Source organism: Azotobacter tropicalis (assembly GCF_059739045.1).
The window spans coordinates 609,902-632,350 of record NZ_AP046059.1; the positions used below are offsets into that span (position 1 = coordinate 609,902).

At 66.5% G+C, this 22,449-nt stretch carries 16 protein-coding genes and 1 pseudogene; 5 read left to right on the forward strand and 12 right to left on the reverse strand.

All coding sequences use genetic code 11. The annotated features are described in order from the left end of the window. The first annotated feature begins 56 nt into the window (after positions 1-56). Positions 57-959 (forward strand): LysR family transcriptional regulator, encoded by a 903-nt coding sequence (locus Atro_RS02775; protein ID WP_497926336.1) that lies wholly within the window; start codon positions 57-59, stop codon positions 957-959. Positions 960-1,059: 100 nt separating this feature from the next. On the opposite strand, the gene Atro_RS02780 is transcribed toward Atro_RS02775, so the two are convergent. The 8 genes from Atro_RS02780 to Atro_RS02815 all read right to left on the reverse strand — a co-directional run bounded on the left by Atro_RS02780 (position 1,060) and on the right by Atro_RS02815 (position 14,662). Then, positions 1,060-2,505 (reverse strand): efflux transporter outer membrane subunit, encoded by a 1,446-nt coding sequence (locus Atro_RS02780; protein WP_497926337.1) that lies wholly within the window; start codon positions 2,503-2,505, stop codon positions 1,060-1,062. Next, positions 2,505-4,076, reverse strand: a complete 1,572-nt coding sequence (locus Atro_RS02785; protein ID WP_497926338.1) for a DHA2 family efflux MFS transporter permease subunit — start codon at positions 4,074-4,076, stop codon at positions 2,505-2,507. The genes Atro_RS02780 and Atro_RS02785 overlap by 1 nt, the downstream gene beginning before the upstream one ends. Continuing rightward, on the reverse strand, positions 4,073-5,179 hold the full coding sequence (locus tag Atro_RS02790) for an HlyD family secretion protein (RefSeq protein ID WP_497926339.1): 1,107 nt from the start codon (positions 5,177-5,179) through the stop codon (positions 4,073-4,075). The genes Atro_RS02785 and Atro_RS02790 overlap by 4 nt, the downstream gene beginning before the upstream one ends. A 3-nt stretch (positions 5,180-5,182) precedes the next feature. After that, positions 5,183-6,421: an NAD(P)-binding domain-containing protein gene (locus tag Atro_RS02795; RefSeq protein WP_497926340.1), complete on the reverse strand. Its 1,239-nt coding sequence runs from the start codon at positions 6,419-6,421 to the stop codon at positions 5,183-5,185. Positions 6,422-6,499: 78 nt separating this feature from the next. After that, on the reverse strand, positions 6,500-10,537 hold the full coding sequence (locus Atro_RS02800; protein ID WP_497926341.1) for a non-ribosomal peptide synthetase: 4,038 nt from the start codon (positions 10,535-10,537) through the stop codon (positions 6,500-6,502). 707 nt (positions 10,538-11,244) lie between these two features. Next, positions 11,245-13,389 (reverse strand): LTA synthase family protein, encoded by a 2,145-nt coding sequence (locus Atro_RS02805; protein WP_497926342.1) that lies wholly within the window; start codon positions 13,387-13,389, stop codon positions 11,245-11,247. 244 nt (positions 13,390-13,633) lie between these two features. Beyond that, a complete protein-coding gene (locus tag Atro_RS02810) occupies positions 13,634-14,275 on the reverse strand; it encodes a c-type cytochrome (protein ID WP_497926343.1) in 642 nt (213 codons plus the stop codon). A 69-nt stretch (positions 14,276-14,344) separates the two neighbouring features. Continuing rightward, positions 14,345-14,662, reverse strand: a complete 318-nt coding sequence (locus Atro_RS02815) for a hypothetical protein (RefSeq protein ID WP_497926344.1) — start codon at positions 14,660-14,662, stop codon at positions 14,345-14,347. Positions 14,663-15,114: 452 nt separating this feature from the next. Here Atro_RS02815 and Atro_RS02820 point away from each other — a divergent pair, with 452 nt between their 5' ends. The 4 genes from Atro_RS02820 to Atro_RS02835 all read left to right on the forward strand — a co-directional run bounded on the left by Atro_RS02820 (position 15,115) and on the right by Atro_RS02835 (position 18,939). Continuing rightward, on the forward strand, positions 15,115-15,306 hold the full coding sequence (locus Atro_RS02820; protein WP_497926345.1) for a DUF2933 domain-containing protein: 192 nt from the start codon (positions 15,115-15,117) through the stop codon (positions 15,304-15,306). Then, positions 15,293-15,943: a methyltransferase family protein gene (locus Atro_RS02825; RefSeq protein WP_497926346.1), complete on the forward strand. Its 651-nt coding sequence runs from the start codon at positions 15,293-15,295 to the stop codon at positions 15,941-15,943. The genes Atro_RS02820 and Atro_RS02825 overlap by 14 nt, the downstream gene beginning before the upstream one ends. A gap of 75 nt (positions 15,944-16,018) precedes the next feature. After that, a complete protein-coding gene (locus tag Atro_RS02830) occupies positions 16,019-16,450 on the forward strand; it encodes a hypothetical protein (protein WP_497926347.1) in 432 nt (143 codons plus the stop codon). A gap of 119 nt (positions 16,451-16,569) precedes the next feature. Further along, positions 16,570-18,939 (forward strand): heavy metal translocating P-type ATPase, encoded by a 2,370-nt coding sequence (locus tag Atro_RS02835; protein ID WP_497926348.1) that lies wholly within the window; start codon positions 16,570-16,572, stop codon positions 18,937-18,939. On the opposite strand, the gene arsJ is transcribed toward Atro_RS02835, so the two are convergent. The 4 genes and pseudogenes from arsJ to Atro_RS02855 all read right to left on the reverse strand — a co-directional run bounded on the left by arsJ (position 18,883) and on the right by Atro_RS02855 (position 22,418). Beyond that, positions 18,883-20,163 carry an organoarsenical effux MFS transporter ArsJ gene (gene arsJ, locus Atro_RS02840; protein ID WP_497926349.1) on the reverse strand — a complete coding sequence of 427 codons (1,281 nt, stop codon included), beginning with the start codon at positions 20,161-20,163 and terminating at the stop codon, positions 18,883-18,885. The two genes, Atro_RS02835 and arsJ, sit on opposite strands and share 57 nt — an antisense overlap. Before the next feature lie 118 nt (positions 20,164-20,281). Next, a pseudogene (locus Atro_RS02845) lies at positions 20,282-21,285 on the reverse strand (ArsJ-associated glyceraldehyde-3-phosphate dehydrogenase). A 37-nt stretch (positions 21,286-21,322) separates the two neighbouring features. Beyond that, a complete protein-coding gene (gene arsH / locus Atro_RS02850) occupies positions 21,323-22,036 on the reverse strand; it encodes an arsenical resistance protein ArsH (RefSeq protein WP_497926350.1) in 714 nt (237 codons plus the stop codon). Positions 22,037-22,061: 25 nt separating this feature from the next. Continuing rightward, positions 22,062-22,418, reverse strand: a complete 357-nt coding sequence (locus Atro_RS02855; RefSeq protein ID WP_497926351.1) for a metalloregulator ArsR/SmtB family transcription factor — start codon at positions 22,416-22,418, stop codon at positions 22,062-22,064. Between the last annotated feature and the right edge of the window lie 31 nt (positions 22,419-22,449).

Here is a 22,449-nt window from a genome sequence, read left to right on the forward strand (position 1 = left end):
CCGTTGAATCAGGCTCAATAATTCATTGATTTCACGGCAAGCATGGGAGATTTCGGATGCCGGCCTTCACCCGCGCGGAACTCGCCGACCTCAACGTGTTCATGACCATCGTCCGGCGCCGCAGCTTCCGCCAGTCGGCCATCGAGCTGGGCGTCACCACCTCGGCGCTCAGCCACGCGATGAAGAACCTGGAGTCGCGCCTGGGCGTGAAGCTGCTCAACCGCACCAGCCGCTCGGTGGTCCCCACGCTGGCCGGCAGCGCCCTGGCCGAGCGCCTCGAACAGGGCTTCCAGACCATCGCCGAGGCCCTCGCCGAGCTGGACGCCCACCGCGACGCGCCGGTCGGCCGGCTGCGCCTGAACGTGCCCCGTGACGCCTCGCGCCTGCTGCTCGGCCCGGTCCTGCCGGGCTTCTTCGCCCGCTACCCGGAACTGCAACTGGAGGTGGCGGTCGAGGATCGCATGGTCGACATCGTCGCCGACGGCTTCGATGCCGGCATCCGCTACGGCGGCACCGTGCCCCGCGACATGATCGCCATGCCGCTGACCGGCGAGCTGCGCTGGATCGTGGTCGCCGCCCCCGACTACCTGAGCCGCCACGGCCGCCCGCAGGTGCCCGAGGACCTGCTGCGCCACCAGTGCATGCGCATCCGCCTGGGCGACAACACGTTGTACAAGTGGGAGTTGGGCGACGGTCCGCAGGCGGTCCATCTGGATGTGCCCGGCTCGCTCGGCGCCAACGAGACCGACATCCTGCTGCAGGCCACGCTCGACGGCCTGGGCCTGGCCTACTGCCTGGAGCTGCGGGTGGCCGAGGAACTGCGCAGCGGCCGGCTGGAGAGGGTGCTGCCGGAGTGGTCGTCGATGGGCCCGCCCCTCTGCATGTACTACCCCAGCCGCCGCCAGCCCCAGCCGGGGCTGCGCCAGTTGATCGAGAGCATACGGGAACTGGGACTTTGAGCCCATGGACTCAGCGCCACGGAGGAAAGCGCGGCCAGCGATGCGGCAGGGACGGAAAGCACCTGCCTGCAGCATCGACCGGCTGCTCGAGTCGCCATCCCTATTCGGCCTTGGCGATACGCTCCTCCTCCTTCTTGGCCTCGGACTCATCCCAGCCGCCCCCCAGTGCCTCGACCAACCACGCCGTGGCCAGCAGACCATCGGTTTGGCTGCGTACCCGCCTGCGGGTGAGCGACAGCGAGTCGTCCTTGGCGCTGGTGACCTCCAGGTAATTGTTCTGCCCCAGCGCGTAGCGGGCCTCGGCGACGGTCGTGCGACGCCGGGTGGCCTCCAGCGCCTCGCCGAGGATGCGCATCTGCTCTTCGGCCGCCTGGACCTGGGTCAGGGCGTCGTCCACCTGGCGCAGAGCGATCAGGACGGTGACCTTGTGCACGTTCGCCGCCTGGTGGTAGCGCAGGCGCGCCGCCTCCAGATTGGCCCGGTTGCGCCCGGCGTCGAAGATCGGCAGGTTCAGCGACAGGGGGACGAAGGAGAACTCCCGGGAGCTGTGTTTCATCAGGTCCTGCAGGTCCTGAGAAGCGAAACCGTAGCGACTGGTCAGGCTGATGCTGGGATAGAAGGCGGTCTCGGCGATCCGCTCCTGGGCGATGAGGCCGCGCAGCCGATGCGCCGAGTCGATCAGGTCCGGGCGGCGGGACAGGATGAGCGCCGGCAGGCCGGGGGTCACCCGGGGAATGGCCGGCAGGACATAGTCCGGGTTGGCCGGCACACGGAAATCCTTCACCGGCTCCACCATCAGGATCGCCAGCTCCTGCTCGTTCATGTCGCGCTTGATGGCGGCCGCCTGCATTTCGGCCTCCACTTTCGCCAGCTTGACCTTGGCGTCGATCAGGTCCTGCTCGGTGTTGAGACCGATATCCAGGCGCAGACCGATCAGCCGTACCGCTTCGGCCCGCTCGGCGCGGATCTGCCCCAGGAGGCTGTGATCGGCCTCGGCGGCGCGGAACTGCCAGTAGGCGACCGCCACCTCGCGGGCGAGGACCAGCGCCACGCTGCGCCGGGTGGCCTCGGCCACCCCCAGCTTGGCCTTGGCCAGCTCGACGGACTGGGCGATCCGCCCCCAGAGGTCGACCTGCCAGCTGCTGTTGGTGACCAGCCGGTTGCTCTGGCCGGCGATGGTCCCCTGCTGGAGCAACTCGCCCAGCGGGGTGTTGGTCGAGGTGTGGCTTTCGTCCCGGCTGGCGCCGAAGTTCAGATTGGGGAACAGGTCGGCCCGGGCGGCGAGCACGCTGGCCTGGCCTTCGGCCACATGCAGCTCGCCGAACTCGGTGTAGGGGTTGCGCTCCAGCACGCGCTCGACCAGGTAGTCGAGCACCGGATCCCCGTACATCCGCCACCATTGGACTTCCACATTGCTCGGCACGTCCGCCGACGCCTTGCGGTAGCTGGGCGGTGCCTCCGGCTCGGGGGCCGGGACGAAGGTGCCCAGGTTGCAGCCCTGCAGCAGGACGGTCAGCCCCAGCAGAAAAGGGAGTCTGTTGCCCATCAGTGGCCCTTCCCTTTGTTGCCGGGAGCCACGATGCGATCGGCCAGCCATACCAGGCCGACCGATGCCAGCAGCATGCTGCCCAGGATGAAGAAACTGTCGCTGTAGGCCATCACGAAGGCCTCGCGCTGCACCACGCCGTTCAGGGTGGCCATGGTCTGATGAGTGGCAAGGGCGATGTCGCCGCTGTTGTTCATATGCATCGTGGTAATCGCCGCGATCCGTTCGCGAGTGGCTGAGGAGAACAGGGAAACCGCTTCGACCAGGTGCTCGGAATGCAGGTGCTCGCGCATGGTGATGGCCGTGGACAGGATGGCCGTGCCGACCGCACCGCCCAGCACGCGGGTCATGTTGTACAGGCTGGAGGCCGAGGAAAGGTTGGCCAGCTCGATCCGGTGGATGGCCATGTTGGACAGGGTGATGAGGATCAGCGGCTGTCCGAGGGCACGGAATATCTGCGAGGCGATCAACTGGTCGTAGCCGGTGTCGGCTGTCATGTAGGCGTTCATGAAGCAGGAAACGGAGAACAGCAGCAGGCCGACCGAGCAGATGACGCGGTTGTCGATCTTCTTGGCCAGCACCGCCGCCACCGGGGTCATGAGGATCTGCGGCAGGCCCATCCACATGATGGTCTCGCCGATCTGCCGCGAGTTGTAGTCGGCGATGTGGGCGAGGAACAGCGGCAGGACGAAGGTCGAGCCGTACAGTCCCAGGCCCGCCACCGCGCCGACCCCGGACGACACCCAGAAGTTGCGCCGGCCGAACAGCCAGACGTTGACGAAGGGGTCGGGGCGCAGCAGCTGGCTGCCGATCCACAGGAGGATGCCGGCGAAGGCGACGAAGCTGGTGGTGCGGATGAACTCCGAGTCGAACCAGTCCTTGCGGTTGCCCTCTTCGAGAAAGACGATCAGCGCGCCCAGGCCGACGATCATCCCGGCGATGCCCAGCCAGTCCATCTTCAGCAGTAGCTCGAACTTCTTCGGCTGCGCATCCAGACCGATGGCGATGCCGGCCAGCATCAGGACGCCGGGAAGCCAGTTGATGTAGAAGATCCACGGCCAGCTGTAGAACTCGGTGAGGATGCCGCCGACCGTCGGTCCCAGGGTCGGCGCCAGGGTACTGGCCAGCATCAGCCAGGCGAGCGCCATCGGCCGCTTGCCCAGCGGCAGGCTGACGATGATCAGGGTCATCGCCGTCGGGATCAGCGCGCCGCCGAAGAAGCCCTGCAGCGTGCGGAACACGATCATCGACTCGAGGTTCCAGGCCATCCCGCAGAGGGTCGAGAACACCAGGAACAGCACCGTGTTGCCCAGGATGAACGCGCGCGGGCCGAAGACCCGCAGGAAGACGCCGGTCAGCGGAATGGCCACCACCTCCGCCGCGAGGTAGGTGGTGCTCATCCATGAGCCCTCCTCCATCGAAGCCGACAGCGAGCCGAGGATCTCCGGCAGCGAGGCGTTGGTGATCTGGGTGTCGAGCACCGCCATGAACACCCCGAGGACTGCCGCGCCGATGGCGATCCAGGTCCGCGAAGTCACCTGATCCGCGCCGGGTGTGGGCTGGCCGCTCATTGGGCAGCTACCCTGGGCGGTTCCTGGCGCAGATCGATCTCGATCAGCGCCGACATGCCCGGCACCACCCGCTCCATCAGCGCCTTCGGCGTTTGCGGAGCGAAGGTGATCTTCACCGGCACGCGCTGGACGATCTTGGTGAAGTTGCCGGTGGCGTTTTCCGGCGGCAGCAGGGCGAACTTGGCGCCCGAAGCCGGCGCGAAACTGTCCACCCGGCCCTCGATCGCCTGCCCGGGGAAGGTGTCGAGACGGATGTCGACCTTCTGCCCCGGGAGCAGATCGCGCAGCTGGGTTTCCTTGAAGTTCGCCGTCACCCAGACCCCGTCCTGGATGATCGCCACCAGACGCTGCCCCTTCGCCACATGGTCGCCGACCTCGACCGACTTGTTGCCGATCCGGCCGTCCACCGGCGCCTTGATGGTGGTGTACTCGAGTTGCAGCTCGGCATCGCGCAGCCTGGCGGCGAGCACCTCCTTGCGGGCGAGCTGGACGGCGCGCGACGAGCGGGTCGCCTCGACGCCGGCCTGGGCCGCGCGGATCTCCTCCTGCTGGGCGGTGTAGTCCGCCTGGGCGCCGTCGCGGGCGGCGATGGCCGCGTCCAGCTCCGTCCCGGTCACGGCCTTCATGTCCTGGTTGCGCAGAGCCAGCTGGCGCTCGGCATCCAGCCGGTAACGCCTGAGCTCGGCCTGGCGCCGGGCAGCCCCGGCGGTCAGGGCACGCACCTTGGCCTCGCCCTGCTCGATGCTGGCATCGAGCCTGAGCAGTTCGGCATCGAGCTCCAGGAACTGGGCCTTGATCTCCTCGACCCGTACCGCATAGTCGGCCGGATCGAGCTCGACCAGCACGTCGCCGGCGCGGACCTTCTGGTTGTCCTGGAACAGGACGCGGGTCACCACCCCATCGACCCGCGGAGCGATGGCGCTGATGTAGCCCTCCACGTAGGCGTTGTCGGTTTCCTCGAAATAGGTGCTGCGCCACCACATGCGCCCCACGACGGCGAGGCCGATGAGGGCGATCAGCGCGAGAATCACCTTGGCCTTGCGGGCGCTTCCCGGTGCCGGGCCTGGGGGTTGTGCGGCGTTCGCCGGTGCTCCTTCACTCACGACCTAGCCCTTCCCGTTGTCCCGTGCCTGGATGTGTCCGGCGATGTGCTCGGCGTCTTCGCCGACGCCGCTCAACAGCCCGGAGCGCTTGTTGTACAGCCAGGGCAGGCCGACGAAGTAGAGCCCCGGCTGGGCCGTGGCGCCGCGCTGCTGCAGCGGATAGCCGTCCTCGTCGAACACCGGGAACTTGACCAGATCGAAGCTGAAGCCGTAGCCGGTGGCCCAGATCAGCGTGGTGACGCCGGCCTCGGCCAGGTCGAGCCGCTCGGTCAGCGGTGCGGCGTAGCCGTCTTCGAGGCGCTCGGGCTGCTCCTCGGGCAGATTCAGCTTGCGCATGCTCACCAGCATGTCGATCTTGCCCAGCAGTTCGGCCTCGCGCTGGTCGGTGCCGGACAGGTTGTCGTGCAGGTCGGGGGCGATGTTCAGGCAGGTTCCGTCGATGTCCTGCAGCGTGCCGAGCAGCCGCACGCCATTGCGGGCCAGCCGGTGCACGTTGAGGCTGCCGCCTTCGCGGCGGCCGGCCATGATCGGATTCGGGGTGAACCTGAGCTTCGGCGACGGCAGGCTGTCGACGGTCTGGTCGGCCAGCCCGGACAGGCGCATCCACTCGAAGATGTCCTTGCCGCGATAGCGGCGCGGCGCCCGGTCGTGACGGCCGACGCACAGGTAGACGGTGCGCCCGGCCCGGTTCAGCTCGTCGGCGATCTGGCAGCCGGACTGCGAGCTGCCGACCACCAGCACCGCGCCGGGTGCCAGCGCCGCCGGATTGCGATAGGCGCCGGAGTGCATCTGCACGATCGACGGGGGCAGCCCGGCCGCCATCGCGTGCCGGCGCGGAAACTGGAACAGCCCGGTGGCGACCACCACGTTGCGCGCGGTGTAGGCGCCGTCGCGGGTGGAGACGCGGAATCCGGCCGGATCGGCGCAGATCTCGGTGACCTCGCAATTGAACTTCACCGGCAGCCGGTAGCGCTGGACGTAGTCGGCGAAGGTCCGGACGATCTGTTCGCGGGGCATGAAGCCGTCGGGATCATCGCCGGCGTAGGTGGCGCCGGGCAGGCGGAAGTCCCAGTTGGGCGTGACCAGGGTGAAGGCGTCCCAGCGGTCGTCGCGCCAGACGGGCGCGGGGATATCGCCGCGCTCCAGCACCAGGTGCGAGCGTTTCTGCTGGGTCAGGTAATAGCTCGTAGAGAGCCCGCCCTGGCCGCCGCCGACGATCAGGGTGTCGAAATGTCCACTCATTGAAGTTTCGATCCGTAACTGGAAAAGAAGACGACCGCCCGCTGCGGCTACGGCAGGGGCGGCGCGGTTATCCGGTTTCTACCAGCAGGCGACCTCGCTGGAATTCGCGAGGTGCGCCAGGATTTCGCGCAGGGAGTCCCGCCCGACCACCGAGAAGTGATCGCCCTCCCAGTCGACGACCTGGAGACTCGCGGCCTCCGCCAGGGCGAACGGCGCCAGCAGCGGGAAGTCCATGCTCCGGCTGGCCCGGTACAAGCGCGCAGGCGTGGCCGTCGGGCGCGGCGCATGGCCGACCAGCGCATCGTAGTTGGCCCGGTACTCGCCCAGGAGGGCGAGGAACTCCTCCCGGGACAGGTCGGAGCCGATGCCGCCGGCCTGCTTCAGGGCCTGCACGATGGCGGTCGGCCGCTCGGCCTCGTCCAGCCGCGACAGGCTGTCGAAGTCGATCGGCAGCGGCTCGCCGGACAGCAGGTCGCGGAGGAAGTTGAGCAGCAGAGCCTCCCCTTCCAGACGCCGGCCACCCTCGGGCTGCGGCGCGGCCATCCAGCTGTCGATCATGGTCACCCCGTTCGGCACGATGCCGCGCGCCTCCATCTGCCGGGCCATCTCCTGGGCGATCACCCCGCCCATGGACCAGCCCAGCAGGTGGATCGAGGCCGGCTCGGCAACCTGGGCGCAGAGGGCATCCACGTAGCTGGCGGCCAACGCCTCCAGCTGGCGCGGGGCACCGTCGCCGGGGGACTGCAGGCCGAGCACGCTCACCCCGGCGGGCAGCAGCTCGATCAGCTCCCGGTAGCAGAGAATGTTGCCGCCCACCGGGTGGACCAGAGCCACGGTGCTCTGCCCGCCCTCGCGCATCACCGCCAGCGGCGTGCGCTGCTGGCCGGCGTGCTCGGCCGCGTCGAGCATGCCGGCCTGGGCGGCGATGGTGCCGTGGCGCAGCAGCGACACCAGCGGCAGGGTCTGGCCGAACTCGCTGGTGATGGCGTTGATCAGGCGCACCGCCAGCAGCGAGGTACCGCCCAGCTCGAAGAACTCGTCGTCCACCCCCAGCTCCTCGAGGCCGAGCAGCTGGCGCCACAGACCGGCCAGCCGCTGCTCGGTCTCGCTGGTCGGACTGCGCCGGGGACGCTCTTCGGGGCCGATCGCATCGGCCATGATCGACAGCGCCTTGCGGTCGACCTTGCCGTTGGCGGTGACCGGCAGGCTGTACAAGGCCATGAACTGGGACGGGATCATGTAGGGCGGCAGGGCGCTCGCCAGATGGGCGCGGATCGCCTCGACCTCCAGCGGTTCGGCCGACGGCTGGTAGAAGGCCACCAGGCGGCTGTCGTCGCCGCTGCGTACCGCCACCGTGGTGACGGCGCGGATGCCCGGGCAGCGCGCGAGGTTGGCGTCGATCTCCTCCAGTTCGATGCGGAAGCCGCGGATCTTCACTTGGCCGTCGAGGCGGCCGAGGAACTCCAGGCAGCCGTCCTCGAAGTAGCGGCCGACGTCGCCAGTGCGATACAGGCGCTCGCCGCTCTGCGGATGGACGATGAAGCTCTCGGCGGTGCGTTGCGGGTCGCCGTAGTACTCCCGGGCCAGACCGATGCCACCGATGTACAGGTCGCCCGGCACCCAGTCGGGAGCCGGCTCGAGTTCCCGGGTCAGCACATGGAAACTCTGGTTGGACAGCGGCCAGCCGTAGGGAATGCTCCTCCAGCCCGGCGCGATCCGCTCAACCGGGAAGTAGTTGGACCAGATGGAGGCTTCGGTGGCGCCGCCGAGGCTGATCAGGGTGACGCCCGGCACCACCTTCTTCAGGCGCTCCGGCAGGGTGATCGGGATCCAGTCGCCGCTGAGCATCACCAGCCGCAGGCTGTGCATGTGGGCGGCGGCCTGCGGGCCGAGGAACTCGATCAGCATCTCCAGCGAGGCCGGCACGGTGTTCCACACCGTCACCCCATGGTCGCGCACGCAGGCGGCCCACTGGTCCGGCGCCGGCGTCTCGCTATGCGGCGGCAGCACCAGGGCGGCGCCTGCGGCCAGACCGCCGAAGATGTCGTGCACCGACAGGTCGAAGTTGAAGCTGGACAGGCCGATCAGCCGGTCCTCGCAGGTCAGGCCGAAACGGGCGATCACGTCCTGGATGGTGTTCACCGCGCCGCGATGGTCGATGGCCACGCCCTTGGGCTGGCCGGTCGAGCCGGAGGTGAAGATCACATAGGCCAGATCGCGGTCTCCCTGGGCCGGCTCCAGCGCCACCGCCGGCGGCGGCGCATCGGGCAGCGCATCCTCCAGCAGCAGCACGCGGACGTCCGGCGGCAGACTCAGGCCGGTGGCCAGCTCGCGCTCGATCAGCACGACCTTGACCCCCGGGCGGGCGATCAGCCATTCCTTGCGTGCCGTCGGCTGGTCGCTGGTGATCGGCAGATAGGCCGCGCCGGACTGGACCACCCCGAGCAGCGCGGTCACCTGGCGCCAGCCGCGCTTGGCCACCACGGCGACCAGATCGTCGCTACCCACACCGGCCTGACGCAGGCTGGCCGCGAGGTTGGTACTCCAGCCCCACAGGCCCTGGTAGTCGACGATGCGGTCGGCGGCGATGATCGCCGCCCGCTCGGGATAACGGGCACAGGCCTCGGCGACGAAGTGCTCCAGCCGGCCGCTCGGCAGCTCGCGCTCGGTCCGGTTGGCCGCCTGGCGCGCCAGCAGCGCCTGAGGCGGAACCCGGGGCAGCAGCGGCGCCTCCTGGGGCGCTTCGTGCTGCAGGATGGCCTCGATCTGCTGCGCGAAGGCCTCGAACATGCTCTCGATGACCCCGGGCAGGAACAGGCCTTCCACGTAGTCCCAGTTCAGCACCAGCTCATCGAGGTACATGTAGGCCTGGCAGTCCAGCCAGACCTGCGGGGTGTGCAGACCGCCGCCCATGTTCTTCAGGCCGAACTCGTTGGGCAGCAGCAGGCCTTCCGGCAGGTCGAGGCCGAGGGAGCTGGCGAACACTACCGGCATGACCGGCAGGCCGGTGCCGGTGCTGCCCATGGCGCGGATCACGTCGACGCCCTCGACGCGGGAATGGCGTATGTCCCGCGCCAGCTGCCGCTGCAGCACCTTGGCCCGCTCGACGAACAGCCCCGGGCTGTCGGCGCACTCCAGCAGCAGGGTACTGCCGAAATTGCCGAAGGCGCGCTGGAAGCGTGGATCGCCCGAGGGGCGGTGGCTCATCAGCATGTTGATGGTGAAGGCCCGATTGCGCGACCACAGGCGCAGCACATCGGTATAGGCGGTGCAGAACAGCATGCTGGTGCTGATCCCCAGCTTGCGCGCCTGCTCGTTGAGCCGGGCGGCCCGCTCGGGACCGAACACCAGGCGGATGCGCCGGAAACGCGACTCCTCTGGCATGCGCTCATGGTCGACCACCGGCAGCTCCGGAGCGTTGCGCAGCGTGGCGATCCGCTCCTGCCAGTACTGCATGGAGCGCTGGAAGACGCTGGTCTCCTTGAGCGCCTGGCGCTTGGCCATGAACTCGGCGAAGAAGGCGCGCGGCTCCTCGGGCAGGCCCATGCCGTTATAGACCCGCACCAGGGCGTTGTAGAACAGGCGAACCGAGAAGGCGTCGAAGGAGATCAAGCGGAAGCCGAAGTTGACGTAATAACCGTCGGCGACACGATCCAGGAACGCCGTCACCTGCACCCTGGCGCCGAGCAGCGCCAGCTTGCTCTCCATGTCCTTCTTGCGCAGCTCCTGCAGCTCTGCCGTGTCGATCGGCGGCTGACCGCGCCAGTCGGTCATCTCGAGGGAAATCTTTCCGATCGGCGCCTGTGCCGGACGCTGAGTGCCGTCGGGGAGAAACTCCATGGACAACTCGGGATAAGCCTCGAGTACCGTCTGGAGCGCCGCTTCGAACCGGGGAACATCGAGGTCCTCGGTGAAGTAGCAGAAATAAAGGAACGGAATAGTGTGAAACTTGTAAACCTTTTGCTCGCCAACCCAATAGGCGTGCTGCAATCCGGTCAACGGGTATGCCTCGGAGACGGACTCGCAGGCAGCCGGCCGATGTTCCAGTACGTCAAACATGCTCAATTCGCTTGAATAAAGAACTAAGGGGGAATTCGAAAAGGAAATGCACGGCATAGATGGCCATGCCGAAAGTTTGCACGTAAAAGAATGGCTGAAAACCGTCGCCAAAAAATCGACAGTATCGAGACCCGCTTTCGGCTATCCTGTCCGAATCAACTTGTTTTATAGAATTTCCGCGCTTCTATCCGGCACCTACGACATAAATGCCTTTAATTTCAAGTAATTACGTAGCAAAAAAACAAAGGACATGCTTCGGTTATCCTGTCCGAACCAATTAATTTTATAAACTTTCCGAATTCCGCCGGACAACTGCAGCACAACGCTCGTTATTGCGAAGCGCTTAATCCGGTAACAGGCGAAGAACACGCCCGACTGCTTTTTCTGGGCGCAGGAGAATAAACCATTTTTTTATAATGGTTAAGTATGGCGATTTCATGATTCGTGTGCAACACAGCGGCCGAATGCAAAATGACGCACTGTGACGCAACCACTCAAGTCACAAATTCAATTGAACATCCCCCTCGAACCACTTGCGCGAGCCAATATTCAGCACGCAGACAACCCCGCCCACTTGTATCCGGGAAAACTCCGAACTCCCCCGACGAATCTCCCGAAATAGACACTTCGCGCATCGCGAGTGGTGCACCGGATAGCGCCCCGGCATGAACGGCCGGCCAGGAGCGTCCCATCGATGCCGTACCCTGCCTCGGAGCCCATGCAACCCTCTCAACGTTTTCGAAGCAATCGAGCAGAGAACGGCTTCAGCGCCCCGACTCGCCACCGCTCGCTCCGGCGGTATTCTCCAGCAGACTGGCGGTCGCGGTTTGCAGGAAGGCGTTCAGCTCGCGCTCGAGCAGCGCCTCGTCGGCGGCCCCGGCGAGCGGCTGGCTGGCCGGATCGCTACCGAGACGGTAACGGTAGAGCTTCGCCGGCAGGCCACGCGGCTGCACCAGCACCCGGTCGCCGCTGACCAGGGCGACCGTCTGGTCGCCGCCCGAGGGCTTGATGACGCCGAATCCCGGGCTGTCCGCCGGCTGGGCGAGCAGATCGCGGCCCCAGCACTGGTGGCGGACTTCGCCGCCCAGGCGAGCCATGACGGTCGGCACTATGTCGACCTGGGTGCCGACGATGTCGCGACGGGCGCCGAACTTCTCCTGCATGCCCGGACCGATCAGCAGCAGCGGCACGTTGAAGCGCAGCAGGTCCATCTCGGTGAGCTGCTCCTTGCTGCCGAAGCCGTGATCGCCGACCACCACGAACAGGGTGTCCTTGAAATAGGGCGACCGACGCGCCTTGTCGAAGAAACGGCCGAGCGCCCAGTCGGCGTAGCGCATGGCCGTCAGGTGCCGGTCCTGCTCGCCGAAGCCGCTCACCGGGGCCACCGGCAGGTGTTCCGGCAGGGCGTAGGGCGTGTGGTTGGAGAGTGTCTGCAACAGGGCGTAGAACGGCCGCCCGTCCCGGCTGCGGCGCTCCAGTTCCTGGGCGGCGCGATCGAACATGTCCTGGTCGGAAACGCCCCAGGTCGGGTCGGAGAACACCGGGTCGGCGAAATCGTGGCGGCCGATGAAGGTCTTCATCCCCTGGCTGCCGAAGAAACCGGCCTGGTTGTCCCAGGCGAAATCGCCGTTGTAGACGTACAGACTGTCGTAGCCGCGCTCGCCGAGCAGTTGCGGCAGGCCGGAAAAACGATGGCCGCCCTCGGGCGTCTGCATCAGGTATTCGAAGCCCGGCAGGTTGGGGAAGCAGGCCATGGTGGCGAACATGCCCTGGTGGGTGTGGGTGCCGTTGGAGAAGAAGCGGGTGAACAGCAGCCCCTCCCCGGCCAGCCGGTCGAAGTTCGGCGTGATGTCGCCGGGCGCGCCCAGGGCGCCGACGTAGTGGCCGGCGAAGCTCTCCATGAGGATCACCACCACGTTGCGGACCGCCAGACTGCTCCCGGCCGACGGCAGGGAATCGCGGCGGACCGCCGCACTGGTCGCGTCCACCAGCCGGTCGTTGTCGTCCAGCAGCATCCGGCGCACGGTCTGGCGGGCCTCGCCGTCCGCCAGGCTGCGCTTCCAGACGTTGTCGCGCTGGTCGGAAAGCTGGCTGCGCGCGGCCTCTATCAGCGTCAGGGTGCCGTTGAGGCCGAGCCGGTTGGCGAACATCGAGTCGGTGGTGAAGGCATCGCCCCAGCGCAGCGGCGGCCCCTGGCGCAGGGTGCCGCGCACGGCGAGCACTGCCAGGACCAGGCAGACCGCGAAGGCCAGGGCGCGCACCTGCCAGCGGCACTCCTCGGCCTGCCGGCCGGCTTCGCGCGGCGAGCGGGTCAGCCGGTCCAGGCGCCCGAAGGCCCAGCCCAGCAGCAGCGTCGCCAGCAGCCAGGCGGCCAGGTAGCGGAGAACCGGAAAGCCATGCCAGAGCATGCTCAGTACGGTTGCCGGGTCTTCCTTCACATACTGGAAGACCAGGCCGTTCAGGCGCTGGTGGAACTCGCGGTAGAAGTCCAGTTCCAGCACGCCGAGAAACAGGGTCAGGCTGGCGCACAGGGTCAGCCAGGCGCGCAGCGGCGCCCTCGCCCGCATCGCCCGCCGGCTCGCCAGCGCCAGCAGCAGGGGCGCGCAGACATAGACGACCAGGCGCAGGTCGAAGCGCAGGCCGTTGAAGAAGGCTTCGGCGAGGGTCGCGGCGGACGCCGTGCCGATCTGCTCGCCGTTGTAGAGCAGCAGCGCCAGACGCAGCAGGGAGTACAGCAGCATCAGCAGGACGGCACAGGCCAGGGTGAAGGCCAGGTGCTGATCGAGAGAGACGGTATAGGACGTTCGAGCGACAGACTGCGGAATACTTGCCTCGTCCGGGGTCCATGGACGCGATTTCTGGAAGTGTCTTCGCAGAAAGGCGAGTCCGACAGGGCGGCTCGAGAACATGGTTACCAGGCTCCTTGAAAGAACAGTGGTAACCACTCTATTCACGGGGCCATGCAAGGCCCGTCAAAAGCGGGTGAACAAAGCGTCAACATGCTGCCCGTCCGCCACGTGGACGTCACGAGCGAGAGGAAGCCCGCCAGCCCCAGGGTATCGGCCATGCCCAGCCGCGTGAGCGTGCCGCCCTCGCGGTCGATGAGCGAATTGCCATCTTCGGACCCGCCCGCCTGGCCCGGAGGCCGGACAGTCAATGGACGTGCCGCTTCCCGTCGGCATGGATGTGCACCTTAGAGGCCGGCGCGGCGACCTCGGGATCGGCACCGCCCTGCGCCGCCCCCTGTCCGTGCAGCATGCTCTCGCCGCCACCGTGGCGATGGCCGGGGCTGCTCTCGACCAGGGCGCGGTAAGCCCCGGCATCCAGGCTCGGCAATCGCTCGAGGAAGGCCACCAGTTCCCAGATGTACGGATCGGCCATGCTCCGTCCCCAGGCCGGCATGCCCGAAGCCTTGATGCCGTGCTTGATGGCCCAGAAGGCGCGGGCCGGATTGCCGGCCACCGGACTGCCGGCGCGACTCAGATCCGGTGGCGTCGGGTAGAGCCCCTTGCTCAGTTCCGTTTCGGCCAGCCCAGGCGCCAGGTGGCAGCCGACGCACATGGCGTCATAGTTTCCGGCCCCGGCGCGGATCATCGCCTCGTCGGCGAGCCCCGGCACCCGGATGTCCCGGGCGCGCACGGCGATCGAGCGTTCCCGCACCGTCTCCAGCAAGGCATGGACCGGCACGGGATGCGGCGCATCGGCGCCCACGTCGATCAGCCCCGAATACACCACGCCGGCACCGCCCGCAGCCATCGCCAGGCCCGCCACAGCCAACGTCTTGAAAACTCCCATGGTTATCCTTGTCAGTACGTTTCCGCCAGCGGCAGCGCGAGCACGGACACCCCGCCGCCATCAGGAAGATCATTCTTCCGCGTCGTCGCCCTCGTAGTCCCCCTCCTCGTCATCGGGCGCATTCTGACCGCTGTGATCCATATCGCCGTTATCCATGTGCTGCTTGTGCATGTCCTCCATCATCTTCTCGTGCTCCTCCTTGTTCATCTTGTGCTCACCGCCCATGGTGCCGCTCTTGTGCTCCTGAGACTGCTTGGTGCTGCCGGAGGAGGACTCGCCCTCCTCGTGCTCGTGGTGCGCCGCCAGTGCGGGCAATTGCAGGGCGGCGCCCAGGAGCAGCGCCAGAGAACCGGCCAGCAGGGTCTTGCGTTTCGGAAGGGTGCTCATTTTTCGACTCCTTTTTATGGATGAGGCAAAACAACGGCGGTCGAGAAAGGCCGACCATGCCATCAAGAGAAAAATAGTTGCTCTATCGGCTTCCACTAATCTGCCATGCCGACAAGAAGGCTTTGATTACATTTATGCAAGGTTGGCAACAACCCGCCCGAACCGATGGCAAACTGCACCATGACTCGATAAACACGGGCCGAATTACATTCCTGTCAGCTGCGATCTTCCCGACCTGACAGCACTACACTGGATACAAACTCATGAACAGCAAACGAAAAACAATAAAAACTTGAGCAATATCACTATGGACCGGCTCGAGCGGTGGATAGCTATAAAGATCTACCAGCTTCTTCGGAAAATTCGTATGGAGGAATAATCATGAAGCATGAGCATGGAACCCACGAACCCCAGAGGACTTCTGGCACTCGCGCTATGCCCTCGGCCTGTTGGTGATCGGAGCGGTGGCGGGTTATTTCCTTCTTGCCGAACACGGCGCCCATGTTCTGAGCGCATTGCCGTACCTGCTGTTTCTCGCCTGTCCCTTGATGCACCTGTTCATGCATCACGGACACAGCCATGGCACAAAACGACAGGCAAGGAATAAAGCAATAAACAAGGAGTATCCTCATGAACCACGCTGAGCCGGCCTATGGATTATGGTCGCTGGTCATTCTGAATTCGGCTGTCTTCATCATGTTTGCCTTCAGTTTCTTCAAACCGGCGAGCGCACGGGACTGGCGGAGCTTCGGAGCGTTTTCCGCGTTCATTGTCGCGCTCTTTGTCGAGATGTATGGATTTCCGCTGACCATCTACCTGCTGTCCGGCTGGTTGCAGAGCAAACATCCGGAACTCGATCTCCTGTCCCATGATGCCGGACATCTCTGGTCGACCCTGGCTGGCGAAAAGGGCAATCCCCATTTCGGTATTTTCCATATCGCCAGTTATCTCTTTCTCGTTTTTGGTTTCTATCTGCTGGCCAACGCCTGGAATGTCCTCTATCAGGCGCAACGCAACCACAGCCTGGCGACTACCGGCCCCTACGCACGCATTCGCCACCCACAATACGTGGCATTCGTACTGATCCTTCTGGGATTCCTGTTGCAGTGGCCGACACTGCTGACCTTGATCATGTTTCCGATCCTGCTGTTGATGTACGGCCGCCTGGCGCTTACCGAAGAAGCGGAAATGCGCCAGCAGTTCGGCCAGGAGTTCGAGCAATACGCCCGGCACACGCCCCGGTTCTTCCCCCGTTGGAAACGGGAAGCCCGAAACCTCTGAAGCGGGTTGACGAATACCGGTCATTGGATGATCGAGGGCAGGAAACATCTTCCTCTTTAAATCAGGAGAAGCACCATGCTCCCTCGGATACAAGCCATCCAAAACGCTCCAGACCGGAGAATTGCAACCTGGTTGGCCACTGCGTTGATCCTGCCTTTTCTCTGGCTTTCGCCGTGGGAGGCCATGGCGCAATCGATGCAGGAGCGGGAAGGTGTGACGCTGTATTGGGGGCTCGTGCCAGGCGCCGTCTTTACCGACAAGCATGCGCTGGATGAAATGCATAGGCAGGATGGCCAGGGCGAACCCCACCACCTGGTCGTCGCCCTGTTCGACACGGCCACTGGAAAGCGCATCGGCACTGCTGCCGTGCGCGCCCAGCTCATCGAGGCCGGGATCGCCGAAACGCCCGCGAAGGCTCTGGCGCCCATGGAGATCAACGGCCTGATGTCCTACGGGCAGTTGTTCTCCATGGTCAAGAAAGGCCCTACCGGTTCCGGATATTCGTGAAGCTGTCCGACCGGGAAGATGAGATCGAGTACTCCATTTCCGCAGCATCGCCCCATCCGGGCCAGAACTGATACACATCCGGGCAGCATCGAATCATGTCCGATAAGGGTGAGGGACCTATGAATACCGTGGCAACCGAACGCTCCCCGGCAGTAGACCCCGTCTGCGGCATGCCGGTCGAGGAAACTCCGGCAGCGCCCCGCACGACTTACCAGGGCCAGTCCTACCTGTTCTGCTCGCCGCACTGCCTTGAGAAGTTCGAGGCGGCGCCCGGCAAGTATGTGCGGGCTCCCGCGGCCCGAATGCCATCGCCGGCCGGTCCCCACAGCGGGCACGATCTGCCGATGCAGGCCGCCACCGGCAAGGGTCGAGCGGGCCTGGCCAAGGACCCGGTCTGCGGGATGATGGTCGACAAGGCCTCCGCCCTGCACAGCGAGCGCGGCGGGCGGACCTACTACTTCTGCAGCGCCAGCTGCCAGCGTATCTTCGAGTCGCCGGAGGCCGAGCTGAAATCCATGCGCCGACGGGTGACCATCGCCCTGACCGGCGTACTCGCACTGGCCATCCTGCGCGCCGGGGCCTTCATCGGCCTGGCGGCCGGGGCGACGATTCTCACCTGGGCGCCGATTCCCGCCCTGCCCTGGTTTACCTGGGGCATGTGGCTGTTCCTGCTGGTCACCCCGGTGCAGTTCATCGGCGGCTGGAGCTTCTACAAGGGCGCCTTCAACGCCCTGCGCAACCTATCGATCAACATGGACCTGCTGATCGCCCTGGGCACCTCGGTGGCCTACTTCTACAGCGTGGCGGTGCTGTTCTTCCCCGAGGTGCTGCCGGTGAAGGTGGACGAGCGGGCGGTCTATTTCGAGGTATCCGCGGTGATCATCGCCTTCGTGCTGCTGGGCAAGTACATGGAGGAGATCATCAAGAAGCACTCCTCGGCGGCGGTGCGCAAGCTGCTCGACCTCAAGCCCGCCACCGCCCGGGTGATCCGCGACGGCGTGGAGACGGAAATCCCCGCCGACAGCGTGATGGTCGGCGAAACCGTCGTGGTTCGTCCCGGCGAGCGCATCGCCACCGACGGCCAGGTGACCGAGGGCAGCTCGGCCGTCGACGAGTCCATGTTGACCGGCGAGTCCATGCCGGTGGAGAAGCAGCCCGGCGCCCGGGTCATCGGCGGCACCCTCAACCGCACCGGCAGCTTCCGCTTCGAAGCCACGCGGATCGGCGCCGAGACGGCGCTGGCGCAGATCATCCGCATGGTCGAGGAGGCCCAGGCCAGCAGCGCGCCGATCCAGCGCATCGCCGACCAGGTGACCCGCTACTTCGTGCCGGCGGTGGTCGGCACCGCCGTGCTGGCCTTCGCCGGCTGGTGGCTGGCCGGCAACTTCCCGCAGGGCCTGCTGGCGTTCATCGCCGTGCTGATCATCGCCTGTCCCTGCGCCCTCGGCATCGCCACCCCGGCGGCGCTGATGGTCGGCGTCGGCCGTGGCGCCCAGGCCGGCGTGCTGATCCGCGGCGGCGAGATCCTCGAGAAGGCGCAGAAACTCGACACCGTGGTCTTCGACAAGACCGGCACCCTGACCCGCGGCGAACCGGCGCTCACAGACGTATTGCCGCTGGACGGCTTCGCTCGCGAGGACGCCCTGCGCCTGGCCGCCAGCCTGGAGGTCGGTTCCGAGCACCCGCTCGCCGAAGCCCTGCTCGAGGGCACCAGGGTTCAGGGCATCGCGCCGGCCCCGGTGCAGGGTTTCGATTCGATCCCCGGCCACGGCGTGCGCGGCGAGATCGATGGACAGCCGGTACTGCTCGGCAATCGCCGGCTGATGGAGCGCGAAGGCGTGGCGCTGGGCGACGCCGCGGCCGAGCTGGAGCGTCTGCAGGCCGACGGCAAGACCGCGATGCTGCTGGCCGCGGGCGGCCGCCTGGCGGCCGTCGTCGCGGTGGCCGACACCCTCAAGCCCGAGGCCCGGGAAGCCATCGCCGGACTGCGCGCCGAGCGCATCGAGGTGGTGATGCTCACCGGCGACAACGCCCGCACCGCCGCGGCGATCGGCCGGGCGCTGGGCATCGACCGGGTGATCGCCGACGTGCTGCCCTCCGACAAGGCCAGGGCGATCAAGGACTTGCAAGCCGCGGGCAAGGTCGTGGCGATGGTCGGCGACGGCGTCAACGATGCCCCGGCGCTGGCTACCGCCGACATCGGCATCGCCATCGGCTCGGGCTCGGACGTGGCCAAGGAAACCGGCGGGATCATCCTGGTGCGCAGCGACGTGCGCGACGTGGTGACCGGCATCCGCCTGTCGCGGGCGACGATGCGCACCATCAAGCGCAACCTGTTCTGGGCCTTCGTCTACAACAGCGTCGGCGTGCCGATCGCCGCCTTCGGCCTGCTCAATCCGATCCTCGCCGCCGCGGCCATGGCCCTGTCGTCACTATCGGTGATCCTCAACTCCGCCCTGCTCAAGCGGGCGCGTCTGGAACGCGCCTGAGGCGACGGTCGGCGCGCCCGGCAAGCCCAGGGAGATCAGCGCCGCCAGCAGCACGAAGAGGCTCGACACCCACAGGCAGGCCGTGAGCCCCCAGACCTGGAACACCCAGCCCGACAGCAGGGTGCCGAGCAGCCGGCCGAGGGCGTTGGACATGTAGTAGAAGCCCACGTCTAGCGACACGCCGTCCTCCCTGGCATAGCTGACGATCAGGTAGCTGTGCAGCGAGGAGTTGATGGCGAACAGCGCCCCGAACAGCAGGAGGCCGCCGATCAGCACCGTCTGCGCGGAAAGCGTGGTGCCGAGGCCAAGGGCGATGGCCGCCGGCAGCCCGGCCAGCGACAGCGCCCAGGCGAAGGCCGCGCTACCGTCCGGCAGCTGGCCGCGGCGCTTGCCGGTGAGATGCGGCGCGAAGGACTGGACGATGCCGTAGCCGATCACCCAGACGGCGAGAAAGCCGCCGACCTGCCAGAAGTCCCAGCCGAACTGGCTGGCCAGATACACCGGCAGCGCCACCACGAACCACACATCGCGGGCACCGAACAAAAACAAACGCGCGGCGGAGAGGATGTTGATCGCCCGGCTCTTCGACAGCAGTTCGCGGAACTTGGGCTTGATTTTGGCCTTGCCCAGATCCTTCTTCAGGGTCGCCAGGCTGGCCAGCCAGATCAGCGCCAGCACCGCGGCCATGCCCAGCACCGCGCCGGTGAAGCCGAGCAGTGCCAGCAGCGCGCCGCCGAGGAAGAAGCCGACGCCCTTGAGGGCATTCTTCGAGCCGGTCAGCAGCGCCACCCACTTATACAGCGTGCCCTGCTGGCCGTCCTTCACCAAGAGCTTGATCGAGCTCTTGGCGCTCATCTTGTTGAGGTCCTTGGCGATGCCGGACAGCGCCTGCGCCGCCATCACCCAGGGCACCGTGAGCATGGCGCTGGGCACGGTGAGCATCAGCAGCGCCAGCACCTGCAGGCCCAGGCCGAGGTTCATGGTGCGGTTGAGGCCCAGGTGCGCGCCGAGCCAGCCGCCGACCAGGTTGGTGACCACGCCGAAGAATTCGTAGAAGAGAAACAGCGCGGCGATCTCCAGCGGGCTGTAGCCGAGGCCGTGGAAATGCAGCACCACCAGCATGCGCAAAGCGCCGTCGGTGAGGGTGAAGGCCCAGTAGTTGCCGGTGACCAAGAGGTACTGGCGGACTTCCGGGGACAGATGGGACAGAGACAAGGCGTGCATGGGGGAATCCGGGCTATCTGGCGCAGGATGGAAATTGATCGTGGCCACGCTCCTGCGTGGATACGGCGTCCACAACAGGCTCCCACGCCGGAGCGTGGGAGCCATCACCCTACGGGGATCAGCCGGCCAGACCGACCTTGCGAGCCAGCTCCGCGGTACGGTTGGCGTAGCCCCACTCGTTGTCGTACCAGGCATAGAGCTTCACCTGGGTGCCGTTGACCACCATGGTCGACAGGGCGTCGACGATGGACGAGCGCGGGTCGGTGCGGTAGTCGATGGACACCAGCGGACGCTCCTCGTAGCCGAGGATACCCGCGAGAGACCCCTCGGCAGCGGTCTTGAGCAGGGCGTTGACCTCCTCCACCGTGGTCGCGCGCTCCACCTCGAACACGCAGTCGGTCAGCGAGGCGTTGGCCAGCGGTACGCGCACGGCATGGCCGTTCAGGCGGCCGCGCAGCTCGGGGAAGATCTCGGCGATGGCGGTGGCCGAACCGGTGGTGGTGGGAATCAGGCTCATGCCGCAGGCGCGGGCGCGGCGCAGGTCCTTGTGCGGCTGATCGAGAATGCTCTGGGTGTTGGTCAGGTCGTGGATGGTGGTGATCGAACCGTGGCGGATGCCGAGGTTCTCGTGGATCACCTTGACCAGCGGCGCCAGGCAGTTGGTGGTGCAGGACGCGGCGGTGACGATGCGGTGCTGCGCCGGATCGAACAGATGGTCGTTCACCCCATCACCACGTTGAGCGCACCGGGCTCCTTGACCGGCGCGCTGACCACCACGCGCCGGATGCCCTGCTCCAGATAGGCCTGCAGCAGGGCGACCTTGGTCATCTTGCCACTGGCCTCGATCACCAGGTCGCAATCCGACCAATCGGTGTCGGCGATGGCCTTGTTGGCGGTGACCGGAATGCGCTTGCCGTCGATCACCACGCAGTTGCCGTCGCTGCCGGCCTCGCGCTGCCAGCGGCCGTGCACCGAGTCGAAGTTGAGCAGGTGGGCGTGGGTGGCGGCGTCGGCGGCCGGGTCGTTGATCTGCACGAACTCCAGTTCCGGCCAGTCCCAGGCGGCGCGCAGCGCCAGCCGTCCGATGCGGCCGAAGCCGTTGATGCCTACCTTGATGGTCATGAAGGTTTCCTCGTTTCAACAATCGGGGGGTTCGGTCTCACAGGGCGCCCTGGTCGACGCGGCGGGACAGTTCCTCGGCCGACTCCTTGCGCTCGGAGTAACGGTCGACCAGGTAGTCGACACGACCGCGCAGCAGCAGGGTGAACTTGACCAGTTCCTCCATCACGTCCACCACCCGGTCGTAATAGGCCGAGGGCTTCATCCGTCCGACCTCGTCGAACTCCATAAATGCCTTGGGTACCGAGGACTGGTTGGGGATGGTGAACATGCGCATCCAGCGGCCGAGCACGCGCATCTGGCCGACCGCGTTGAACGACTGCGAGCCGCCGCAGACCTGCATCAGCGCCAGGGTCTTGCCCTGGGTCGGGCGGATCGCCCCCTGGGTCAGCGGGATCCAGTCGATCTGCGCCTTGAACACCGCGCTCATCGCGCCGTGGCGCTCCGGCGAGCACCACACCTGACCTTCCGACCAGAGCACCAGCTCGCGCAGCTCCTGCACCTTGGGATGGGTGTCCGGCACGTCGTCCGGCAGCGGCAGCCCGGCCGGCGAGAAGATCCGCGGCTCGGCGCCGAGCCGCTCGAGCAGGCGCGCCGCCTCCTCCACCAGCAGGCGGCTGTAGGAACGCTCGCGGTTGGAGCCGTAGAGCAGCAGGATGCGCAGCTTGTGCTCCGGCTGCGACGGCAGGCCGAGCTTGTCGAGGCTCGGCACGTCGAGCAGCGCGGGATCGAGGTTGGGCAGGTCGTCGGGCATGGGCTGTCTCCTTGTAGTCGCCGGCTCAGACGCAGAGGGGCGTGCGCCCCGAGCGATCGCGCATCGCCTCCAGGCGCTGCACCACGGGAGCGAGCCAGTTGCGGTTGGCGGCCAGGACGGTGCGCAGCGTTTCGTGCACCCAGTCCGGCAGGTGCGGATGCAGGCGGTAGTACACCCACTGGCCTTGGCGTCGGTCCGCCAGCACGCCATTGCCGCGCAGCAGCGCCAGGTGCCGGGAAATCTTCGGCTGGCTTTCCTCCAGCGCCGCGGTCAGCTCGCAGACGCACAGCTCGCCCTCGCGGGCGATCAGCAGGGCCAGCCGCGCCCGGGTCTCGTCGGCCAGGCATTTGAAGAGCGCGGTGGGAGTCAGGTGCTCGACCATGGCAACCCTCGGAGTGCTTGCTCGATGAATG